General features: G+C 70.6%; 14 protein-coding genes and 3 tRNA genes. 9 read left to right on the forward strand and 8 right to left on the reverse strand.

Annotated elements, in window-relative coordinates; all coding sequences use genetic code 11:
- Window positions 1–4: 4 nt before the first annotated feature.
- The 4 genes from lon to QQ657_RS41355 form a co-directional block, all read right to left on the reverse strand.
- Window positions 5–2,407, reverse strand: coding sequence for an endopeptidase La (gene lon / locus QQ657_RS41340; RefSeq protein WP_284747816.1), 2,403 nt, complete (start codon window positions 2,405–2,407; stop codon window positions 5–7).
- Window positions 2,408–2,507: 100 nt separating this feature from the next.
- Window positions 2,508–3,356: an SAM-dependent methyltransferase gene (locus QQ657_RS41345; RefSeq protein ID WP_284747817.1), complete on the reverse strand. Its 849-nt coding sequence runs from the start codon at window positions 3,354–3,356 to the stop codon at window positions 2,508–2,510.
- Window positions 3,353–4,207: an SAM-dependent methyltransferase gene (locus QQ657_RS41350; RefSeq protein WP_284747818.1), complete on the reverse strand. Its 855-nt coding sequence runs from the start codon at window positions 4,205–4,207 to the stop codon at window positions 3,353–3,355. Before QQ657_RS41350 ends, QQ657_RS41345 begins: the two co-directional genes overlap by 4 nt.
- 70 nt (window positions 4,208–4,277) lie before the next feature.
- Window positions 4,278–5,216, reverse strand: a complete 939-nt coding sequence (locus tag QQ657_RS41355; RefSeq protein WP_284747819.1) for a GNAT family N-acetyltransferase — start codon at window positions 5,214–5,216, stop codon at window positions 4,278–4,280.
- A gap of 237 nt (window positions 5,217–5,453) precedes the next feature.
- Here QQ657_RS41355 and QQ657_RS41360 point away from each other — a divergent pair, with 237 nt between their 5' ends.
- From QQ657_RS41360 to QQ657_RS41385, 6 genes are all read left to right on the forward strand, one after another.
- Entirely contained in the window at window positions 5,454–8,099 is a 2,646-nt protein-coding gene (locus QQ657_RS41360; RefSeq protein WP_284747820.1) for a putative bifunctional diguanylate cyclase/phosphodiesterase, read from the forward strand.
- Between the two features lie 80 nt (window positions 8,100–8,179).
- Window positions 8,180–8,252: transfer RNA gene (locus tag QQ657_RS41365), tRNA-Thr, on the forward strand.
- A 49-nt stretch (window positions 8,253–8,301) separates the two neighbouring features.
- Window positions 8,302–8,374 (forward strand) — tRNA-Met (locus QQ657_RS41370).
- 50 nt (window positions 8,375–8,424) lie between these two features.
- A complete protein-coding gene (gene rpmG, locus QQ657_RS41375) occupies window positions 8,425–8,589 on the forward strand; it encodes a 50S ribosomal protein L33 (RefSeq protein WP_005152047.1) in 165 nt (54 codons plus the stop codon).
- 89 nt (window positions 8,590–8,678) lie between these two features.
- Window positions 8,679–9,128, forward strand: a complete 450-nt coding sequence (locus QQ657_RS41380) for a MaoC family dehydratase N-terminal domain-containing protein (protein WP_284747821.1) — start codon at window positions 8,679–8,681, stop codon at window positions 9,126–9,128.
- Window positions 9,125–9,523: a MaoC family dehydratase gene (locus tag QQ657_RS41385; protein WP_284747822.1), complete on the forward strand. Its 399-nt coding sequence runs from the start codon at window positions 9,125–9,127 to the stop codon at window positions 9,521–9,523. Before QQ657_RS41380 ends, QQ657_RS41385 begins: the two co-directional genes overlap by 4 nt.
- Before the next feature lie 174 nt (window positions 9,524–9,697).
- On the opposite strand, the gene QQ657_RS41390 is transcribed toward QQ657_RS41385, so the two are convergent.
- Genes QQ657_RS41390 through QQ657_RS41400 form a run of 3 tightly spaced genes read right to left on the reverse strand, consistent with a single transcriptional unit; the run spans window position 9,698 to window position 11,939 of the window.
- On the reverse strand, window positions 9,698–10,600 hold the full coding sequence (locus tag QQ657_RS41390) for an SGNH/GDSL hydrolase family protein (protein WP_284747823.1): 903 nt from the start codon (window positions 10,598–10,600) through the stop codon (window positions 9,698–9,700).
- A 35-nt stretch (window positions 10,601–10,635) separates the two neighbouring features.
- Window positions 10,636–11,592 (reverse strand): hypothetical protein, encoded by a 957-nt coding sequence (locus QQ657_RS41395; protein ID WP_284747824.1) that lies wholly within the window; start codon window positions 11,590–11,592, stop codon window positions 10,636–10,638.
- Window positions 11,589–11,939, reverse strand: a complete 351-nt coding sequence (locus QQ657_RS41400) for a GntR family transcriptional regulator (protein ID WP_284747825.1) — start codon at window positions 11,937–11,939, stop codon at window positions 11,589–11,591. Before QQ657_RS41400 ends, QQ657_RS41395 begins: the two co-directional genes overlap by 4 nt.
- Window positions 11,940–12,073: 134 nt before the next feature.
- On the opposite strand from QQ657_RS41400, the gene QQ657_RS41405 reads away from it, so the two are divergent.
- Window positions 12,074–12,289 (forward strand): hypothetical protein, encoded by a 216-nt coding sequence (locus QQ657_RS41405; RefSeq protein ID WP_284747826.1) that lies wholly within the window; start codon window positions 12,074–12,076, stop codon window positions 12,287–12,289.
- A 5-nt stretch (window positions 12,290–12,294) separates the two neighbouring features.
- On the opposite strand, the gene QQ657_RS41410 is transcribed toward QQ657_RS41405, so the two are convergent.
- Entirely contained in the window at window positions 12,295–13,176 is an 882-nt protein-coding gene (locus QQ657_RS41410; RefSeq protein WP_284747827.1) for a TIGR03619 family F420-dependent LLM class oxidoreductase, read from the reverse strand.
- 271 nt (window positions 13,177–13,447) lie between these two features.
- Here QQ657_RS41410 and QQ657_RS41415 point away from each other — a divergent pair.
- Window positions 13,448–13,520, forward strand: a tRNA-Trp gene (locus tag QQ657_RS41415).
- A gap of 26 nt (window positions 13,521–13,546) precedes the next feature.
- Window positions 13,547–13,987, forward strand: coding sequence for a preprotein translocase subunit SecE (gene secE / locus QQ657_RS41420; RefSeq protein ID WP_284747828.1), 441 nt, complete (start codon window positions 13,547–13,549; stop codon window positions 13,985–13,987).
- Window positions 13,988–14,029 lie beyond the last annotated feature (42 nt).

Here is a 14,029-nt window from a genome sequence, read left to right on the forward strand (position 1 = left end):
GGGGTTACGCCGCCTGGGAAACCGGCGTCGAAGCCGGGGTCAGGGCGAGGTCGAGGACCTCGCGGACGTTCGCCACCGCGTGGACGTCCAGCTGGGACAGCACCTCGGCCGGGACGTCGTCGAGGTCCGGCTCGTTGCGCTGCGGGATGATCACCGTCTTCATCCCGGCCCGGTGGGCCGCCAGCAGCTTCTGCTTCACGCCGCCGATCGGGAGGACGCGTCCGGTCAGGGACACCTCGCCGGTCATCGCGACGTCCGCCTTGACCACGCGGCCCGAGAGCAGCGACGCCAGCGCCGTCGTCATCGTGACGCCGGCCGACGGGCCGTCCTTGGGCACCGCGCCCGCGGGGACGTGGACGTGGATGCCGCGGTTCTTCAGGTCACCGACCGGAAGTTCCAGCTCCGCGCCGTGCGACCGCAGGTAGGACAGCGCGATCTGGACGGACTCCTTCATCACGTCGCCGAGCTGGCCGGTCAGCTGCAGCCCGGACGCGCCGGACTCCTGGTCCGCCAGCGACGCCTCGATGTAGAGGACGTCACCGCCGGCACCCGTGACCGCCAGGCCCGTCGCCACACCCGGGGTCGCGGTCCGCTGGGTCGACGCGGGCAGCGACGACTCCGGCAGGTGACGCGGCCGGCCGAGGTAGTCCGGAAGGTCGGCATCGTCGATCGTGAGCGGCAGGGTGGCCTGGTCGAGCGCCACCTTCGTCGCGATCTTCCGCAGCACCTTCGCGATCGTGCGGTTCGCGTCGCGCACGCCCGCCTCGCGGGTGTACTCGGCGGCGATCCGGCTGAACGCGGCGTCGGTCAGCGCGACGTCGTCCGTGCTCAGGCCGGCGCGCTCCAGCTCCCGGGGGAGCAGGTGGTCGCGGGCGATGGTGACCTTCTCGTGCTCGGTGTAGCCGTCCAGCGTGACGAGCTCCATGCGGTCCAGCAGCGGGCCGGGGATGGTCTCGAGCGCGTTGGCCGTCGCCAGGAACACGACGTCGGACAGGTCCAGCTCGACCTCGAGGTAGTGGTCGCGGAACGTGTGGTTCTGCTCCGGGTCCAGCACTTCGAGCAGCGCCGCGGTCGGGTCGCCGCGGTAGTCGGCGCCGACCTTGTCGATCTCGTCGAGCAGCACGACCGGGTTCATCGAGCCGGCTTCCTTGATGGCGCGGACGATCCGGCCGGGCAGCGCGCCGACGTAGGTGCGGCGGTGGCCGCGGATCTCCGCCTCGTCGCGGATGCCGCCGAGGGCGACGCGGACGAACTTGCGTCCCATGGCCTTCGCGACGGACTCACCCAGCGACGTCTTGCCGACTCCGGGAGGGCCCGCGAGGGCGAGCACCGCGCCGGACCGACGTCCGCCGACCGGGCCGAGACCCGATTCCGCGCGACGCTTGCGCACGGCCAAGTACTCGATGATGCGTTCCTTGACGTCGTCCAGGCCCGCGTGGTCGGCGTCGAGCACCGCACGCGCGGCGGCGATGTCGTAGATGTCCTCGGTGCGCTCGTTCCAGGGCAGCTCCAGGACGGTGTCCAGCCAGGTGCGGATCCAGCCGCCCTCGGGGGACTGCTCGGACGTGCGGTCCAGCTTGTCCACCTCGGCCAGCGCGGCCTTCTTCACGGCGTCGGGCAGCTCGGCGCCTTCGACGCGGGCGCGGTAGTCGTCGTCCTGCGCGGTGCCGTCGAGCTCACCCAGCTCCTTGCGGATGGCCTCGAGCTGGCGGCGCAGCAGGAACTCCTTCTGCTGCTTCTCCATGCCCTCGGCGACGTCCTTGCGGATCGTGTCGGTGACCTCGAGCTCGGCCAGGTGCTCCTTGCTCCACTCGAGCGCCTTCTCCAGGCGCGCGCTGACGTCGAGCGTGGTCAGCAACTCGACCTTCTGGTCGGTGTCGAGGTACGGCGCGTTGCCGGACAGGTCGGCGATCGCGGAGCCGTCTTCGACCTGCTGGACGGCGTCGATCAGCTGCCAGCCGCCGCGCTGCTGGAGGATCGAGATGACGACGGCCTTGTACTCGGCCGCGAGCTGCGCGGTCCGGTCGTCCGTGGTCTCGGTGGCGTCCTCGGCGTGCACCCAGCGGGCGGCGCCGGGGCCGTCGGCCATCCGGCCGACGAGCGCGCGAGCGGTGCCGCGCAGCAGGACGGCGGCCTTGCCACCGGGCACGCGGCCGATGCGCTCGACCGTCGCGACGGTGCCGAACTCGGCGTATTCGCCGTGGACGCGCGGGACGATCAAGACCTCGGCCTTGCTGCCGCCGGTCGACCGGATGCCGGGGAAGGACGCTTGGCTGGGGGTGTTGGCCTGGGCGGACTCCACCGCGGCCCGCGTCTCGGTGTCGGTGAGGTCGAGCGGGACGACCATGCCCGGCAGCACGACGTCGTCATCGAGCGGGAGCACGGGCAGGAGGCGGGTGTCGGACATGTGCACTCCTCGGGTAGTTGAGTCTGCCTAGCTCAACTCTCCGATGGGTGTGTTTGTTTCCGAGAGTGCGTTCGCCCACAGCGATCAGCAAATATGCAGGTCAGAGGCTTGGCCGACGCGCGACGGCGCACCAGGCGAAGGGCCGCGTCTCCGTTTCGATCGCGTTCGGCGGCTCGTCGGGACGCCAGTCCGGCAACGATGTCATCCCCGGCGGGAGCAACGGCCAGCCGCCGAACCAGGGGAGCAGTTCCTCGGCCGAGCGCAGCCACGCGGGGTTCGACGTGTCGCGGTAGGCGTCGATGAATCGTTTCACCTCCGCGGCACGCGCCGGCGGGGCGTCGTCGCGGCAGGTGCCGTGCGTCAACGCCAGCCAGCTGCCCGGTGCGAGCTTCGACCGGTACGTCGCCATCAGGCCCTCGGGATCGTCCGAAGGCCCGACGAAGTGCATCACCGTGATCATCAGCAGGCACACCGGCCGCGACCAGTCGATCAACGACGTCGTCACGTCGTCCGCGAAGATCGCGGCGGGCCGGCGGATGTCCTTCTCCACCAGGCCGGCCCAGTCCGTCGCGCCTTCCTTCTCCAGGATCAGCCGCGAATGCGCGGCCGCGACCGGCTCGTAGTCGACGTAGACGACCGACGCGCGTTCGCCGGCAGGCAGCCGGTCGCGGACGATCTCGTGCACGTTGCCCGCGGTCGGCACGCCGGAGCCGAGGTCGACGAACTGGCGGACCCCGGCGTCCATCGCCGCCGAGACCACCCGGTTCATGAACGCCCGGTTCTGCCGCGAGATCGGCCGGATCAGCGGCCACACCTTCTCGACGCGCCTGCCGAACTCGCGGTCGACCGCCCAGTGGTGGTCGCCGCCCAGGTACCAGTCGTAGACGCGGGCCGCGGACGGCTTGTCGGTGTCCACCCCGGCCGGGGCGATCGGCGCTTTTTCGCTCATCCACCGGGCCTTTCCGCGATGCCGCACCACGCGTACGGGCGGGCTTCCGCCTCCAGCGCGTTCAGCTTCCGGTCGGGCCGCCAGTCCGGCAGGTGCACGATGCCCGGCTCGAGCAGCGGCCAGTCGCCGAACAGCGGCTCGATCTCCTCGCGGTCGCGCAGCCAGACCGGGTTGCTCGTCTTCCGGTACTGCTCGACGAACCAGCGCAGCCCGGCCAGGGTCTCGCCGGTCCCGTCGCCCTCGCTCATCTGCGAGATCGCCAGCCAGCTCCCGGGCGCGAGCTTGTCCCGGTAGGCCTTCAGGAGGCCGATCGGGTCGTCGTCCGGGCCGACGAAGTGCAGCACCGCCATCATCATCAGGCAGACGGGCTTCGAGAAGTCGATGAGCCGCGTCGTCTCTTCGGCGCGCAGCACGGCCTTCGCGTCCCGCATGTCGGCCTGGACGATGCCCGCCCAGTCCGTCGCCGCCTCCTCTTCGAGGATCAGCGTCGCGTGCGCGACCGCGACCGGCTCGTAGTCGACGTACACGACCTTCGCGTCGTGGTCCTCGGGCAGCTCGGCCTCGACGACCTCGTGCACGTTCCCGGCCGTCGGGACCCCGGAGCCGAGGTCGACGAACTGCCGGATCCCGGCCCGCAGCGCCGCCCGCACCGCGCGGTTCATGAACTCGCGGTTCTGCTTCGACCCGGGGCGCACCAGCGGCCACTGCTGCTCCATGCGCCTGCCGAACTCGCGGTCCACGGCCCAGTTCTGCGTGCCGCCCAGGTACCAGTCGTAGATCCGGGCCGCGGACGGCTTCTCGGTGTCGACGCCCTCGGGTGCTCTCGGCGCGGAATCCCGCTGATCGGTCACGTCCGGCTCCCCTCACTGCTCCGGGAGCCAGCCTATAAGGACTGACGACCAGGGGTAATCCGCCAGTCGTTCACCGAACGGCCGGTCGACGCTGCCAGTACGTCCACAGCGGGCGGTACCCCTGCGCGTACCAGAACGGCGTCGACAGCGGGTTCGCCGCGGCGTGGTGCAGCAGGACGACGTCGGCACCCTCCTCGTCGAGGACGTGGTGGGCGTGGGTGGCCAGCGCGGTACCGACACCGGACGACCGCGCCTCCTTCGCGACGGCCAGCGAAGACAGGTAGCCGACGCGGTCCGCGGCGACGCGGTCGCTGATCCAGCCGGTCTCGCTCGGGTGCTGGACGTTCACCATGCCGAGCGGGCGGCCGTACAGCTCCGCGATCCACACCGCGGGCTCCGGCCGGTTCAGCTTCTCGGCCAGGTCCTTGGACAGGATGTCCTCGACGCCCTCGCGCCAGTTCACCGTGCCGTACTGCGCGTCGTAGGAGTGCAGCTCCATGCCGAGCGCGACGGCGGTCTCGAGGTCGCCGGGCTCGCCGCGGCGGATCTTGACGCCGGGGGTGCCGAGCGGCGTCGCCGGGACCATCCGCTCGGACGGGCGGACCGCGACCACCCGCAGCGGGGCGAACCCGTGGTGCAGCAACTCCCGCGCGCCGGCGCCGTCACGGCTGGCGCGCGGCACCACCGCCGCGGTCTCGGTGTCGCCACGCTCGGCGACCGCGCGCAGATGTTCATCCCATCGGGTGAGGAGGGCGTCGAGGACGGCCGCGGGCTGCGGGCCGGCGAGCTGGAGGTCGAGGCGGTGCTCGGTCAGCGCCCGCCACGGCGCGTTGGGGGCGTCCTGGTCGACCTGGATGCGCGAGGCGAGGCCGGACGCGGCCGAGTCGGGCGTCGCCACCTCCAGCACCACGGCGCTTTCGGCCGCTTCGAAGGGGGAAGAACCGGGGAGCAGGGGATCCACCGCCGCGAGCCGGGCCGCGTGTTCGGTGGCAATCACGTCGCTGTGCATGGGCACATTGAAGCGCTACCCGGATTGGCGTGCGCAAGGAACCACCCCTGGTTCCGAATCCAAAACTTTCACCCCTTGGTCCACGCAGGTCAGCGCCATCGAGGCATTGTTAACCCTGGGGTGATCTCCTACTGTCTCGAAAGGGACGCGGGTACGCCCTACGGGGTACGGTATGGCCCTTGTCCACACCCGAAGTCACGGATCAGCACCGGTGGACAAGCCGGGAGGGAAGGTCGGATGCCGGACACCAACGCCCACGGCGACGCCGTCGCACAGGCGCAGCCCGGGCCGGGAGCCGCTTCCGGGACACCACCCGTATCCGCCGAAGCCCGCACCGACGAGCGCCGCTTCCGCGCGTACACCTTCGCCGTCCTGAGCATCGGGCTCGTCGCCGCGTTCGCCGTCGGGTCCTGGCTGCCGTTCCACTGGGACAGCCGGCTGCTGTGGATCGGGCCGGTGCTCGCGGTCGCGTTCCTGCTCGCCGAGCAGCTCGGCATCAACGTCGACGTCCGCAGCGGCATCTCGTGGACCATCTCCTTCACCGAGATCCCGCTCGTCATCGGGTTCTTCGTCGCGCCCTTCGAAGTCGTGCTGGCCGCGCACCTGGTCGCCGGCATCGGCACGCTGCTCGCGCGCAAGGTCGCCGGCCGCGTCCTCTACAACGCGGGCGCGTTCCTGCTCGAGATCACCGGTGCCTTCGCGGTCGCCGGGCTGGTGAAGGTCGCCGTCGGCGCCGGATCGGGCAGCGAGATCCCGTGGGTCGCCGCGCTCGCCGGCACGCTGACCGCGCCGCTCGTCAGCACGCTGCTCGCGCTGGCCGCAGTCCGCGTGCTGCGCCGCCGGATGCGGGTCAGCACCGCGGTCCGGCTCACCGCGCGGATCCTGGTCGTCGGGTTCGTCAACGCGTCCGTCGGCCTGTCCGGCTACCTCGTCATCTCCAACACGCCCAAGGCGTGGCCGCTGGTGCTCGCCGTGTTCCTCGGCTTGACCGCGCTGTACTGGGCCTACTCCGACCTGCTGCGCGAGCAGCGGGACATGGAGGCGCTCTCCGACGTCAGCCTGATGGTGGCCCGCTCGGGCCAGCAGGCGGCGGCGCGCCCGGCCAGCCGGGCCGACGAGCTCGTCGGCGGTGTCGACGTCCGCGAGTGGGCCACGATCGCCGAGCGCATCAAGGACCAGCTCGCCGCCGGCCGCGTCGTGCTGCGGCTGCGGCTGGAGCCGAAGGACACCATGCGCGTGGTCGTCGCGGGCGACGACCTGCCCGCCGCCGACCCGGGCGCCGACGACCCGCTGCTGCGCCTGCCCGGCGCGCACGTCCGGCACTTCCGGATCACCGAGGCCAACCCCGACGTCCGTGCCGCGCTGCTCGACCGCGGCGCGCAGGAGGCGCTCGTCGTCCCGCTGCGCAGCGCGAACCAGCTGCTGGGCGTCGTCGAAGCACATGACCGGCTGTCCCGCTGGCGCGGCTTCGGCAAGTACGACGTCCAGCTGCTCGGCACGATGGCCAGCCACCTCGCGACGTCGCTGGACAACCGGCGGCTGCTCGCGACCCTGCGCCACGACGCCTACCACGACCCGCTCACCGGGCACCTCAACCGGCCGGGCTTCCGGCAGGTCGCGAAGGAACCGTTGCGGGACTTCGCGAACGCCGTGGTGCTGCGCATCGACCTCGACGTCTTCTCGACCGTCAGCGACGCGCTGGGCTACGCCTGGGCCGACCGGATGGTGATCGCCGCCGGCCGCCGCATCCGCGACGCGCTCGGCCCCGACGTCCCACTCGCCCGCCTGGAAGGCGCGTCGTTCGCGGCACTGCTCGTCGGCTGCCCGCCCGAGGACGCCCACGCCGCGGCGGAACGGCTGCGCGAGGAGCTTTCCGCGCCCTACCCGGTGGACCGGCTTTCGGTCGAGGCCAACGCGATGATCGGCTACGCGACGACGACGCCCGAGGAGTCCGGCGACGTCGTCGACATCGAAGGCCTGCTCCAGCGCGCCGATGTGGCTGTTCGCGCCACCAAGGGCGGCGAAGAGGTCCGCGGGTACGTACCGAGCATGGGCCAGATCTTCCTGCGCCGCTTCCAGATGGTCACGCAGTTCCGGCAGTCCCTCGAAGACGGCCAGGTCAGCGTGCACTACCAGCCGAAGATCACCCTGCCGAACCGGCAGGTGGCGGGCGTCGAGGCGCTGGTCCGCTGGGTGCACCCGGAGTTCGGCAGGCTCGGCCCGGACGAGTTCGTCCCGGCCATCGAGGCGGCCGGCCTGATCGGCGTGCTGACGTCGTTCGTGCTCGGGGAGGCCCTGAAGCGCTGCCGCAAGTGGCTCGACGAGGGCCTGCGGATCTCGGTGGCGGTCAACCTGTCGGTGCGCAACCTGGCCGACGAGGACTTCCCGAACAAGGTGGCCCGCGAGCTGGAGCGCGTCGGCATCCCGCCGGAGCTGCTGACGTTCGAGCTGACCGAGTCCGGCGTGATGTCGGACCCGCAGAAGGCGCTGCCGATCCTGCGCGAGCTGCACTCGCTGGGCATCACGCTCGCCGTGGACGACTTCGGCACCGGTTACTCGTCGCTGGCGTACCTGCGGCAGCTGCCGGTCGACCAGGTCAAGATCGACAAGAGCTTCGTCCTCGGCATGGGCACCGATCTCGGCGACCTCGCGGTGGTGCGCTCGATCGTCGAGCTGGGGCACTCGCTCGGGCTGACGGTGGTCGCCGAGGGCGTCGAGGAAGACGTGGCACGCGACCAGCTCGAGGCGATGGGCTGTGACGTCGCCCAGGGGTACCTGATCTCGCGCCCGCTGCCGGAGGACCGCTTGGAGGCGTGGCTGCAGGCCCGCACGGCGCGGTCGCCGGGGCGGCACTCCGAGACCGTGCTGACCCTGCTGACCTGAGGTTTTGCTTTTTGAGGACCCCGGTTGCACGGCTGGGTGACGGGGGTTGGTAATCTTTCGAAGTCCTCGCGAGAGGCCAGGCCCCTTTAGCTCAGTCGGCAGAGCGTCTCCATGGTAAGGAGAAGGTCTACGGTTCGATTCCGTAAAGGGGCTCACGACCTCAGCCGCGTCACGCCTGCGTGTCGCGGCTTGGGTCATGTAGGGCGGTGTAGCTCAGCTGGCAGAGCAAGCGGCTCATAATCGCTGTGTCGCCGGTTCAAGTCCGGCCACCGCTACGCGGTAACGACTGGGGCTCGCCCCGGGACCTGAGAGAGAAGGAAACGCTGTGGCTGCCACCGACGTGCGACCCAAGATCACGCTGGCGTGCGAAGAGTGCAAGCACCGCAACTACATCACCAAGAAGAACCGGCGCAACAACCCGGATCGCCTGGAGATGAAGAAGTTCTGCCCGAACTGCGGTACGCACCGGACGCACAAGGAAACCCGCTGACCGCGTAGCGCGTTCGCACCAGCTTTCGAGAAGCCGCCCTGGGTGACCAGGGCGGCTTCTTGCTGTCGGCGGCCCGGTAGCCTCTCGGGGTGCCCTTGGACGAGTCGTTCACCGGACGGGTTTACCCGCCGCAGACCAGCTACGAAGTGAGCCGGGAGAAGATCCGGGAGTTCGCCGACGCGATCGGCGACGCGAACCCGCTCTACCGGGACCCCGAAGCCGCGAAGGCGGCCGGCTACCCGGACGTGATCGCGCCCCCGACGTTCCTCACGATCATCAACCTGGCGTCGATCAACTCGATCGTCACCGACCCCGAGCTGGGTCTGGACTACTCGCGCATGGTCCACGGCGACCAGCAGTTCACGTACAGCCGCCCGGCCCACGCCGGCGACACCCTGCTGCTGACCACGCACATCGACCGGATCATGGCCCGGGCCGGCAACGACTTCATCAACTTGCGCGCCGAGATCACCGACGGCGACGGCGCGCACATCGCCACCACGAAGGCGCAGCTTGTGGTGCGGGGGGAGGACGCGTGAACGCCGGAGACGAACTGCCCGCCCTCGAGGTCCGCATCACCCGCGACCAGCTGGTCCGCTACGCGGGCGCGGCCCTGGACTTCAACCCGATCCACTGGAACGAGACGTTCGCCAAGGAGGTAGGCCTCCCCGACGTGATCGCGCACGGCATGCTCACGATGGCGGTAGCAGGCCGGGTGGTGACGGACTGGCTGGGCGACCCCGGCCGTCTAATCGACTTCAGCGCCCGCTTCACCCGCCCGGTAGTGGTCCCCAACACGTCGGAAGGCGCACTGGTCGAGATCACCGGCAAGGTCGCCACCGTCAACGACGAGGGCGTCGCACGCATCGACCTCGTGGTCAAGTTCGACGACAAGACGGTACTGGGCAAGCCCCAGGCCCTGGTCCGCATCTAGAACGCAAGACGGCATCGAAAGCAGGGGCACCGAGAACCCAGACCGCCCCCCGCACCCCGATCCGAAGCCAGAACACGGCCGACGCCACCGGGTCAAGGCATCTTTCCCGCCTTGACGCGGTGACGCCGGTCGTAGTCACAATCGGGCTTCGGGGTGCCGGCCAGTCAAAACGGCCTAGAACAGCTTCAGAACACCCAAAACGGCATCAGCCATCCCCTGCTCCCCCCGAGCATTGGGGTGAAGCGGAGTGGAGTGCAAGGTAGGAAGAACCCCCTCCACCCACCGAGTATCCGAAGCAGTACAGAGGTCATGCCCCTTACCCGGCGTAGCGGTATCGGCATACCCGGCCGAATGCGCATCAGCCTGGTCCTCAAGCATCTTGTTCAACTTCCCCAGCGCCCCGCGGAAGTAAGCGACATCCCCAGCCCCGAGAGGCAGCACAGGCCAGCACCCATCCCCATCGGGAAGCACGGACGGATACCCGACAACGACGACCTTCGCCTTCGGAGCCTGCTTGTGGATCCGATCCAGCACGGCTCCCACCTTCGGCGCAGTGGCATCGATCCGCTCAGCCAGCTGATCGTGCCCCCCAGCGGTCATCCGGTCCTTGCACGGAGACGCGGACCGATGCGCCGTCGCACAGGACGAAGCGAGCGACAAGAACCCGATGTCGTTGCCCCCGATACCGAGGGTGACCAACGTCGTCTTCGCGGTCACGGCGTCCAACTGCGGAGGGTTGGAACCGTTCCCCGTCTTCTGCGCCCCAGTCAAGTTGGCGGTCGTCGCACCGCTGCAGCTGACGTCGTCGAACTCGGCCGGCTTCAGGTCCGCCGAGACGAGGCGGGGGTAGTTGTCGTCGGACCGGTCGCAGCCAGGCGGAGTCCCGACGTTCTTCCCGGTGCGCGGCGAGGCCGTGTAGGAGTCACCGAGAGCGACGTAGCGACCGGTGCCGTCCCCGGTGGCCGCGCCCGCCGGCGGTGCGGACGACGAACCGTGGTCCCACTTGTAGTACCCGAACGCCAGAAGCCCGACCACGACCACCACGACGAGGCAGCCGCCCCCGCTGTTCTTCGCCACACCTTCGTTTCTACCGAACCAGGACTGGCGGGAACCTAGTCAATCCGGGTGGTTCGCAGCGCGAGGAGGTCGTTCACCAAGCCCGCGCCGGTCACCGGGTCGTCCACGCTGACCAGCACCGTCCGGCCGCTTTCGAGGGCCAGCGCCATGGCCGGGCCGCCGCGCACCTTGTACGCGGTCGTGCCGGTCACCGGGTTGAAGCGCAGGCCGAGGCCGCCGTCACCGAACGTCGTCAGCTCGCGCGCGGTGGCTTCGCGGATGCCGTTCAGCCCGATGTGCCGCCACGGGAAGCCCAGGAGGCCGAAGCGGATCGTCACGCCCTTGGCGTCCACCGTCGCCTTCAGGCGGTACGTCATCGCCGTGACGAACGTGCCGACCAGCGCGATCCAGACGGCCATCGGCCAGGAGAGCCCGGCGGGCAGCAAGGCGATCGCGACCGGGACCAGCGCGAGCGCCCAGAGCATCGCCGGGTTCGCCGCCCGGCCCGACCAGTAGGCGCGCTGCCCCGGCCGGAGCCCGACGCTCGGGCGGTCGGGGCTGTCTTCGACGGGCGGGGCCGGCAGGCCGCCGACGAACGCCGCCACGACCCCGAGCGCGGTCGCGCCCGCCAGGAACAGCAGGACGACGGAGCCGCCGCGCGCCGCGTGCCAGTCCGGCACGTCCAGGTTGGGCACGAGCACCGAAAGCAGGGTGGCCGGCGCCAGTGCGGCGAACCCGGCGCCGACACCGACGGTCACGCGTGGCACCGGCCGCCCGCGGCGCAGCGCGGCGACGGCCGTCGCCGCGAGGATCGCCGTCGCGACCGCGCCGAGCGCCAGGCACACGGTGACGAACACCGCGGCCGGGGTGGAGCCGTCCGGTGCGCCGTTCCAGTGCGTCGCGATGGGGTCGGGCAGCCGGTCGGCCCAGGCGCTCGCGAGGAGCCCGGCGGTGACCAGCACCGCGCCCGGCAGCACGGCCGTCGCGGTCAGGACCCGGATCAGCTTGGTCATGAGTACTTCTCCTTCAGGATTCCGGTGAGCTCCTCGAAGCCGATACCCGCGCGCTTGGCCTCGCCGGCCAGTTCGCCGGCCAATTCGGTCAGGCGGGCCCGGGCCGAAGCTCCGCCGATCACGACGGCGCCCCGGCGTCGCCGCAGGTCGATGAGGCCTTCGTCGCGAAGTGCCGCGTACGCCCGCAGCACCGTGTGGACGTTGATTTCCAGCGACGCCGCCAGTTCGCGGGCGGGCGGCAGCTGTTCGCCGGGCGCGGGGCTGCCGTCCGCGAGGGCGCGCCGCAGCGACGCCGCCACCTGTTCGAACAGTGGGACGGTCGAAGCCGGGTCGATCCGTACGAGCATAGTTCTAACTGTACTAGAACAAACCGACTTTGGGTGGGCGACCCTGTGTGGGGGACCGGGTGTTGCGGTGGACGGGGATCGCGGCGAGGGTGGGCCGCGTTCCGCGAGTCGAACCGAGAAAGGCAGGAAGCGCCATGGGCCTGAACCTGAACAAGCTCGTCGACAAGGCATACGAGGACAAGTCGATCAAGGAGCTGCTCGACGCCCCGCCGTCGGCGTTGGAGGGACTCACGCCGAAGCACGACGAACTGCTGGCCGAGCTGAAGATCAAGACGATCCGCGACCTCGCGAACTGGAAGTACGCCGCGAAGGCGCAGGCGCTCGCCACCCTCGCCGACAGCGAGAGCTGACCGCGTCAGACCAGTTCGGCGGCCAGTTCCAGGGCGTGGTCGACGTCCTTCGCGACGTAGTGCAGGTCGACGAGCACCTCGGTGATGCCCTCGTCGCGGGCCACGTCCAGGCACGGCGCCACGTCCGCGACCGTCTCGACCCCGGTACCCGCGCGCGGGTTGATCCGCAGCACGCGACGCAGGGTGCCGGGGTCGCGCCCGGCCTTCTCCGCCGCTTCGAGCGCGACCGACCACAGGCCGTTCAGGTACTGCTTCGGCATCCAGCCGGCCAGCCAGCCGTCCGCGCGCCGTCCGACGCGGGCCAGTGCCGGCGGCGAAAACCCGCCGAGCAGCACCGGCGGCCGCGGGTCCTGCGCCGGGCGCAGGCCGACCGTCGACGGCGCGATCCGCCACTGCGGGCCCTCGTGTGCCACCGGGTCGCCGGTCCAGATCGCGTCGAGCGCGTCGAGCACCGCGTCCAGCCGCTTGCCGCGGTGCTCCCACGGCACGCCGGTCGCGAAGTACTCCTCGCGCAGCCAGCCGAGCCCGAGGCCGACGTCCAGCCGGCCGCCGCTGGCGAGGTCGAGCGAGGTCAGGGCCCTGGCGAGCAGCACCGGGGAATAGACCGGGCCGGTCAGCGCGCTCATCCCCAGGCGGGCCGTGCGGGTCACCGCGGCCGCGGTCGCGAGGGTCGTGAACGGGTCCGCGAAGGTCTCGAACTCCCGGGGGTACGGGTGCTCCGGCGTTCCGCCGCCCGGGTACAGATCGGACGGCTCGAGCGGCGTCAGGATGCGGTCGCCGACCCACAGCGAGCCGAAGCCGAGGTCCTCCGCAGCGGTCGCGAAGCGCGCGACGGCGGCGGGATCGGCGAGGGAGCCGTACTGCGGGAGCGCCAGCCCGAGCCGCATCCCGCTCACCGGTTCCCGACGGACGGCCGTGGCGGACCGGTTGGGAGGCCCGGGATGCTCGTCATGGCGGACATCCTGGCATGATCGGGTGGTCGGCGGGGAGTTTTCCGCTGGCCGGCCGGGGTACGGCGGTCGATCGGGGGGCGCGGTTGCGGGCTCTCGTGAGGGTTGCCGTAGACTTCGGGACTTGGAACGCACTACGGTCATCCCCGCCTGGATGGTGGGGATGATGGAATGCGTCCTCGGGGGCTCCGAGCGATCGGGGCTCCACAGGGGTGTAGCTCAATTGGCAGAGCAGCGGTCTCCAAAACCGCAGGTTGCAGGTTCAAGTCCTGTCACCCCTGCGTAACGGAACTGGTGGAGCAGAGGAGTGGTCGTGAGCGACAGCGACGCCAGCGGCGGCGAGCAGGAGCAGGACGGCACCGGGCAGAAGCCCGAGAGCCCGTCCCGTCCCGTCACAGCCGCTGCCAGGCGTGAGCGACGTGCGACCGCTCGCCCGGCGGGCAAGTCCGCGGCACGTGCGGACGACAAGACCCGGCCGGCCGGGAAGTCGGGGGAGAAGTCCGCCTCCGACGCGAAGGGCGCTCCGACTCCCAAGCGGGACCAGAAGCCGAAGAAGGCGTCGGTGTTCGCGCGGCTGGTCCGCTTCATCCGCGAGGTGTGGGCGGAGCTGCGCAAGGTCATCTGGCCGAACCGCAAGCAGATGGTCACCTACACCGCGGTCGTGCTGGCCTTCGTGGTGTTCATGGTGGCCCTTGTCAGCGTGCTCGATCTGGCATTCAAGTGGGGCATCGGCAAGATCTTCGGCTGACGCGCCTCGGCGCGCGCCGATGGGGCTCAGGTCCCGGCCTGA

This window comes from Amycolatopsis ponsaeliensis, from assembly GCF_030182635.1.
GTDB classification, from domain to species: Bacteria; Actinomycetota; Actinomycetes; order Mycobacteriales; family Pseudonocardiaceae; genus Amycolatopsis; species Amycolatopsis ponsaeliensis.

What these genes read in the sequence shown, in the direction of transcription:
- lon (WP_284747816.1), bottom strand. Translation starts at nt 2,407, where the DNA reads ATGTCCGACACCCGCCTCCTGCCCGTGCTCCCGCTCGATGACGACGTC.
- QQ657_RS41395 (WP_284747824.1), bottom strand. Translation starts at nt 11,592, where the DNA reads ATGACCAAGCTGATCCGGGTCCTGACCGCGACGGCCGTGCTGCCGGGC.
- QQ657_RS41410 (WP_284747827.1), bottom strand. Translation starts at nt 13,176, where the DNA reads ATGCGGCTCGGGCTGGCGCTCCCGCAGTACGGCTCCCTCGCCGATCCC.
- QQ657_RS41405 (WP_284747826.1), top strand. Translation starts at nt 12,074, where the DNA reads ATGGGCCTGAACCTGAACAAGCTCGTCGACAAGGCATACGAGGACAAG.
- QQ657_RS41360 (WP_284747820.1), top strand. Translation starts at nt 5,454, where the DNA reads ATGCCGGACACCAACGCCCACGGCGACGCCGTCGCACAGGCGCAGCCC.
- QQ657_RS41400 (WP_284747825.1), bottom strand. Translation starts at nt 11,939, where the DNA reads ATGCTCGTACGGATCGACCCGGCTTCGACCGTCCCACTGTTCGAACAG.
- QQ657_RS41345 (WP_284747817.1), bottom strand. Translation starts at nt 3,356, where the DNA reads ATGAGCGAAAAAGCGCCGATCGCCCCGGCCGGGGTGGACACCGACAAG.
- QQ657_RS41355 (WP_284747819.1), bottom strand. Translation starts at nt 5,216, where the DNA reads ATGCACAGCGACGTGATTGCCACCGAACACGCGGCCCGGCTCGCGGCG.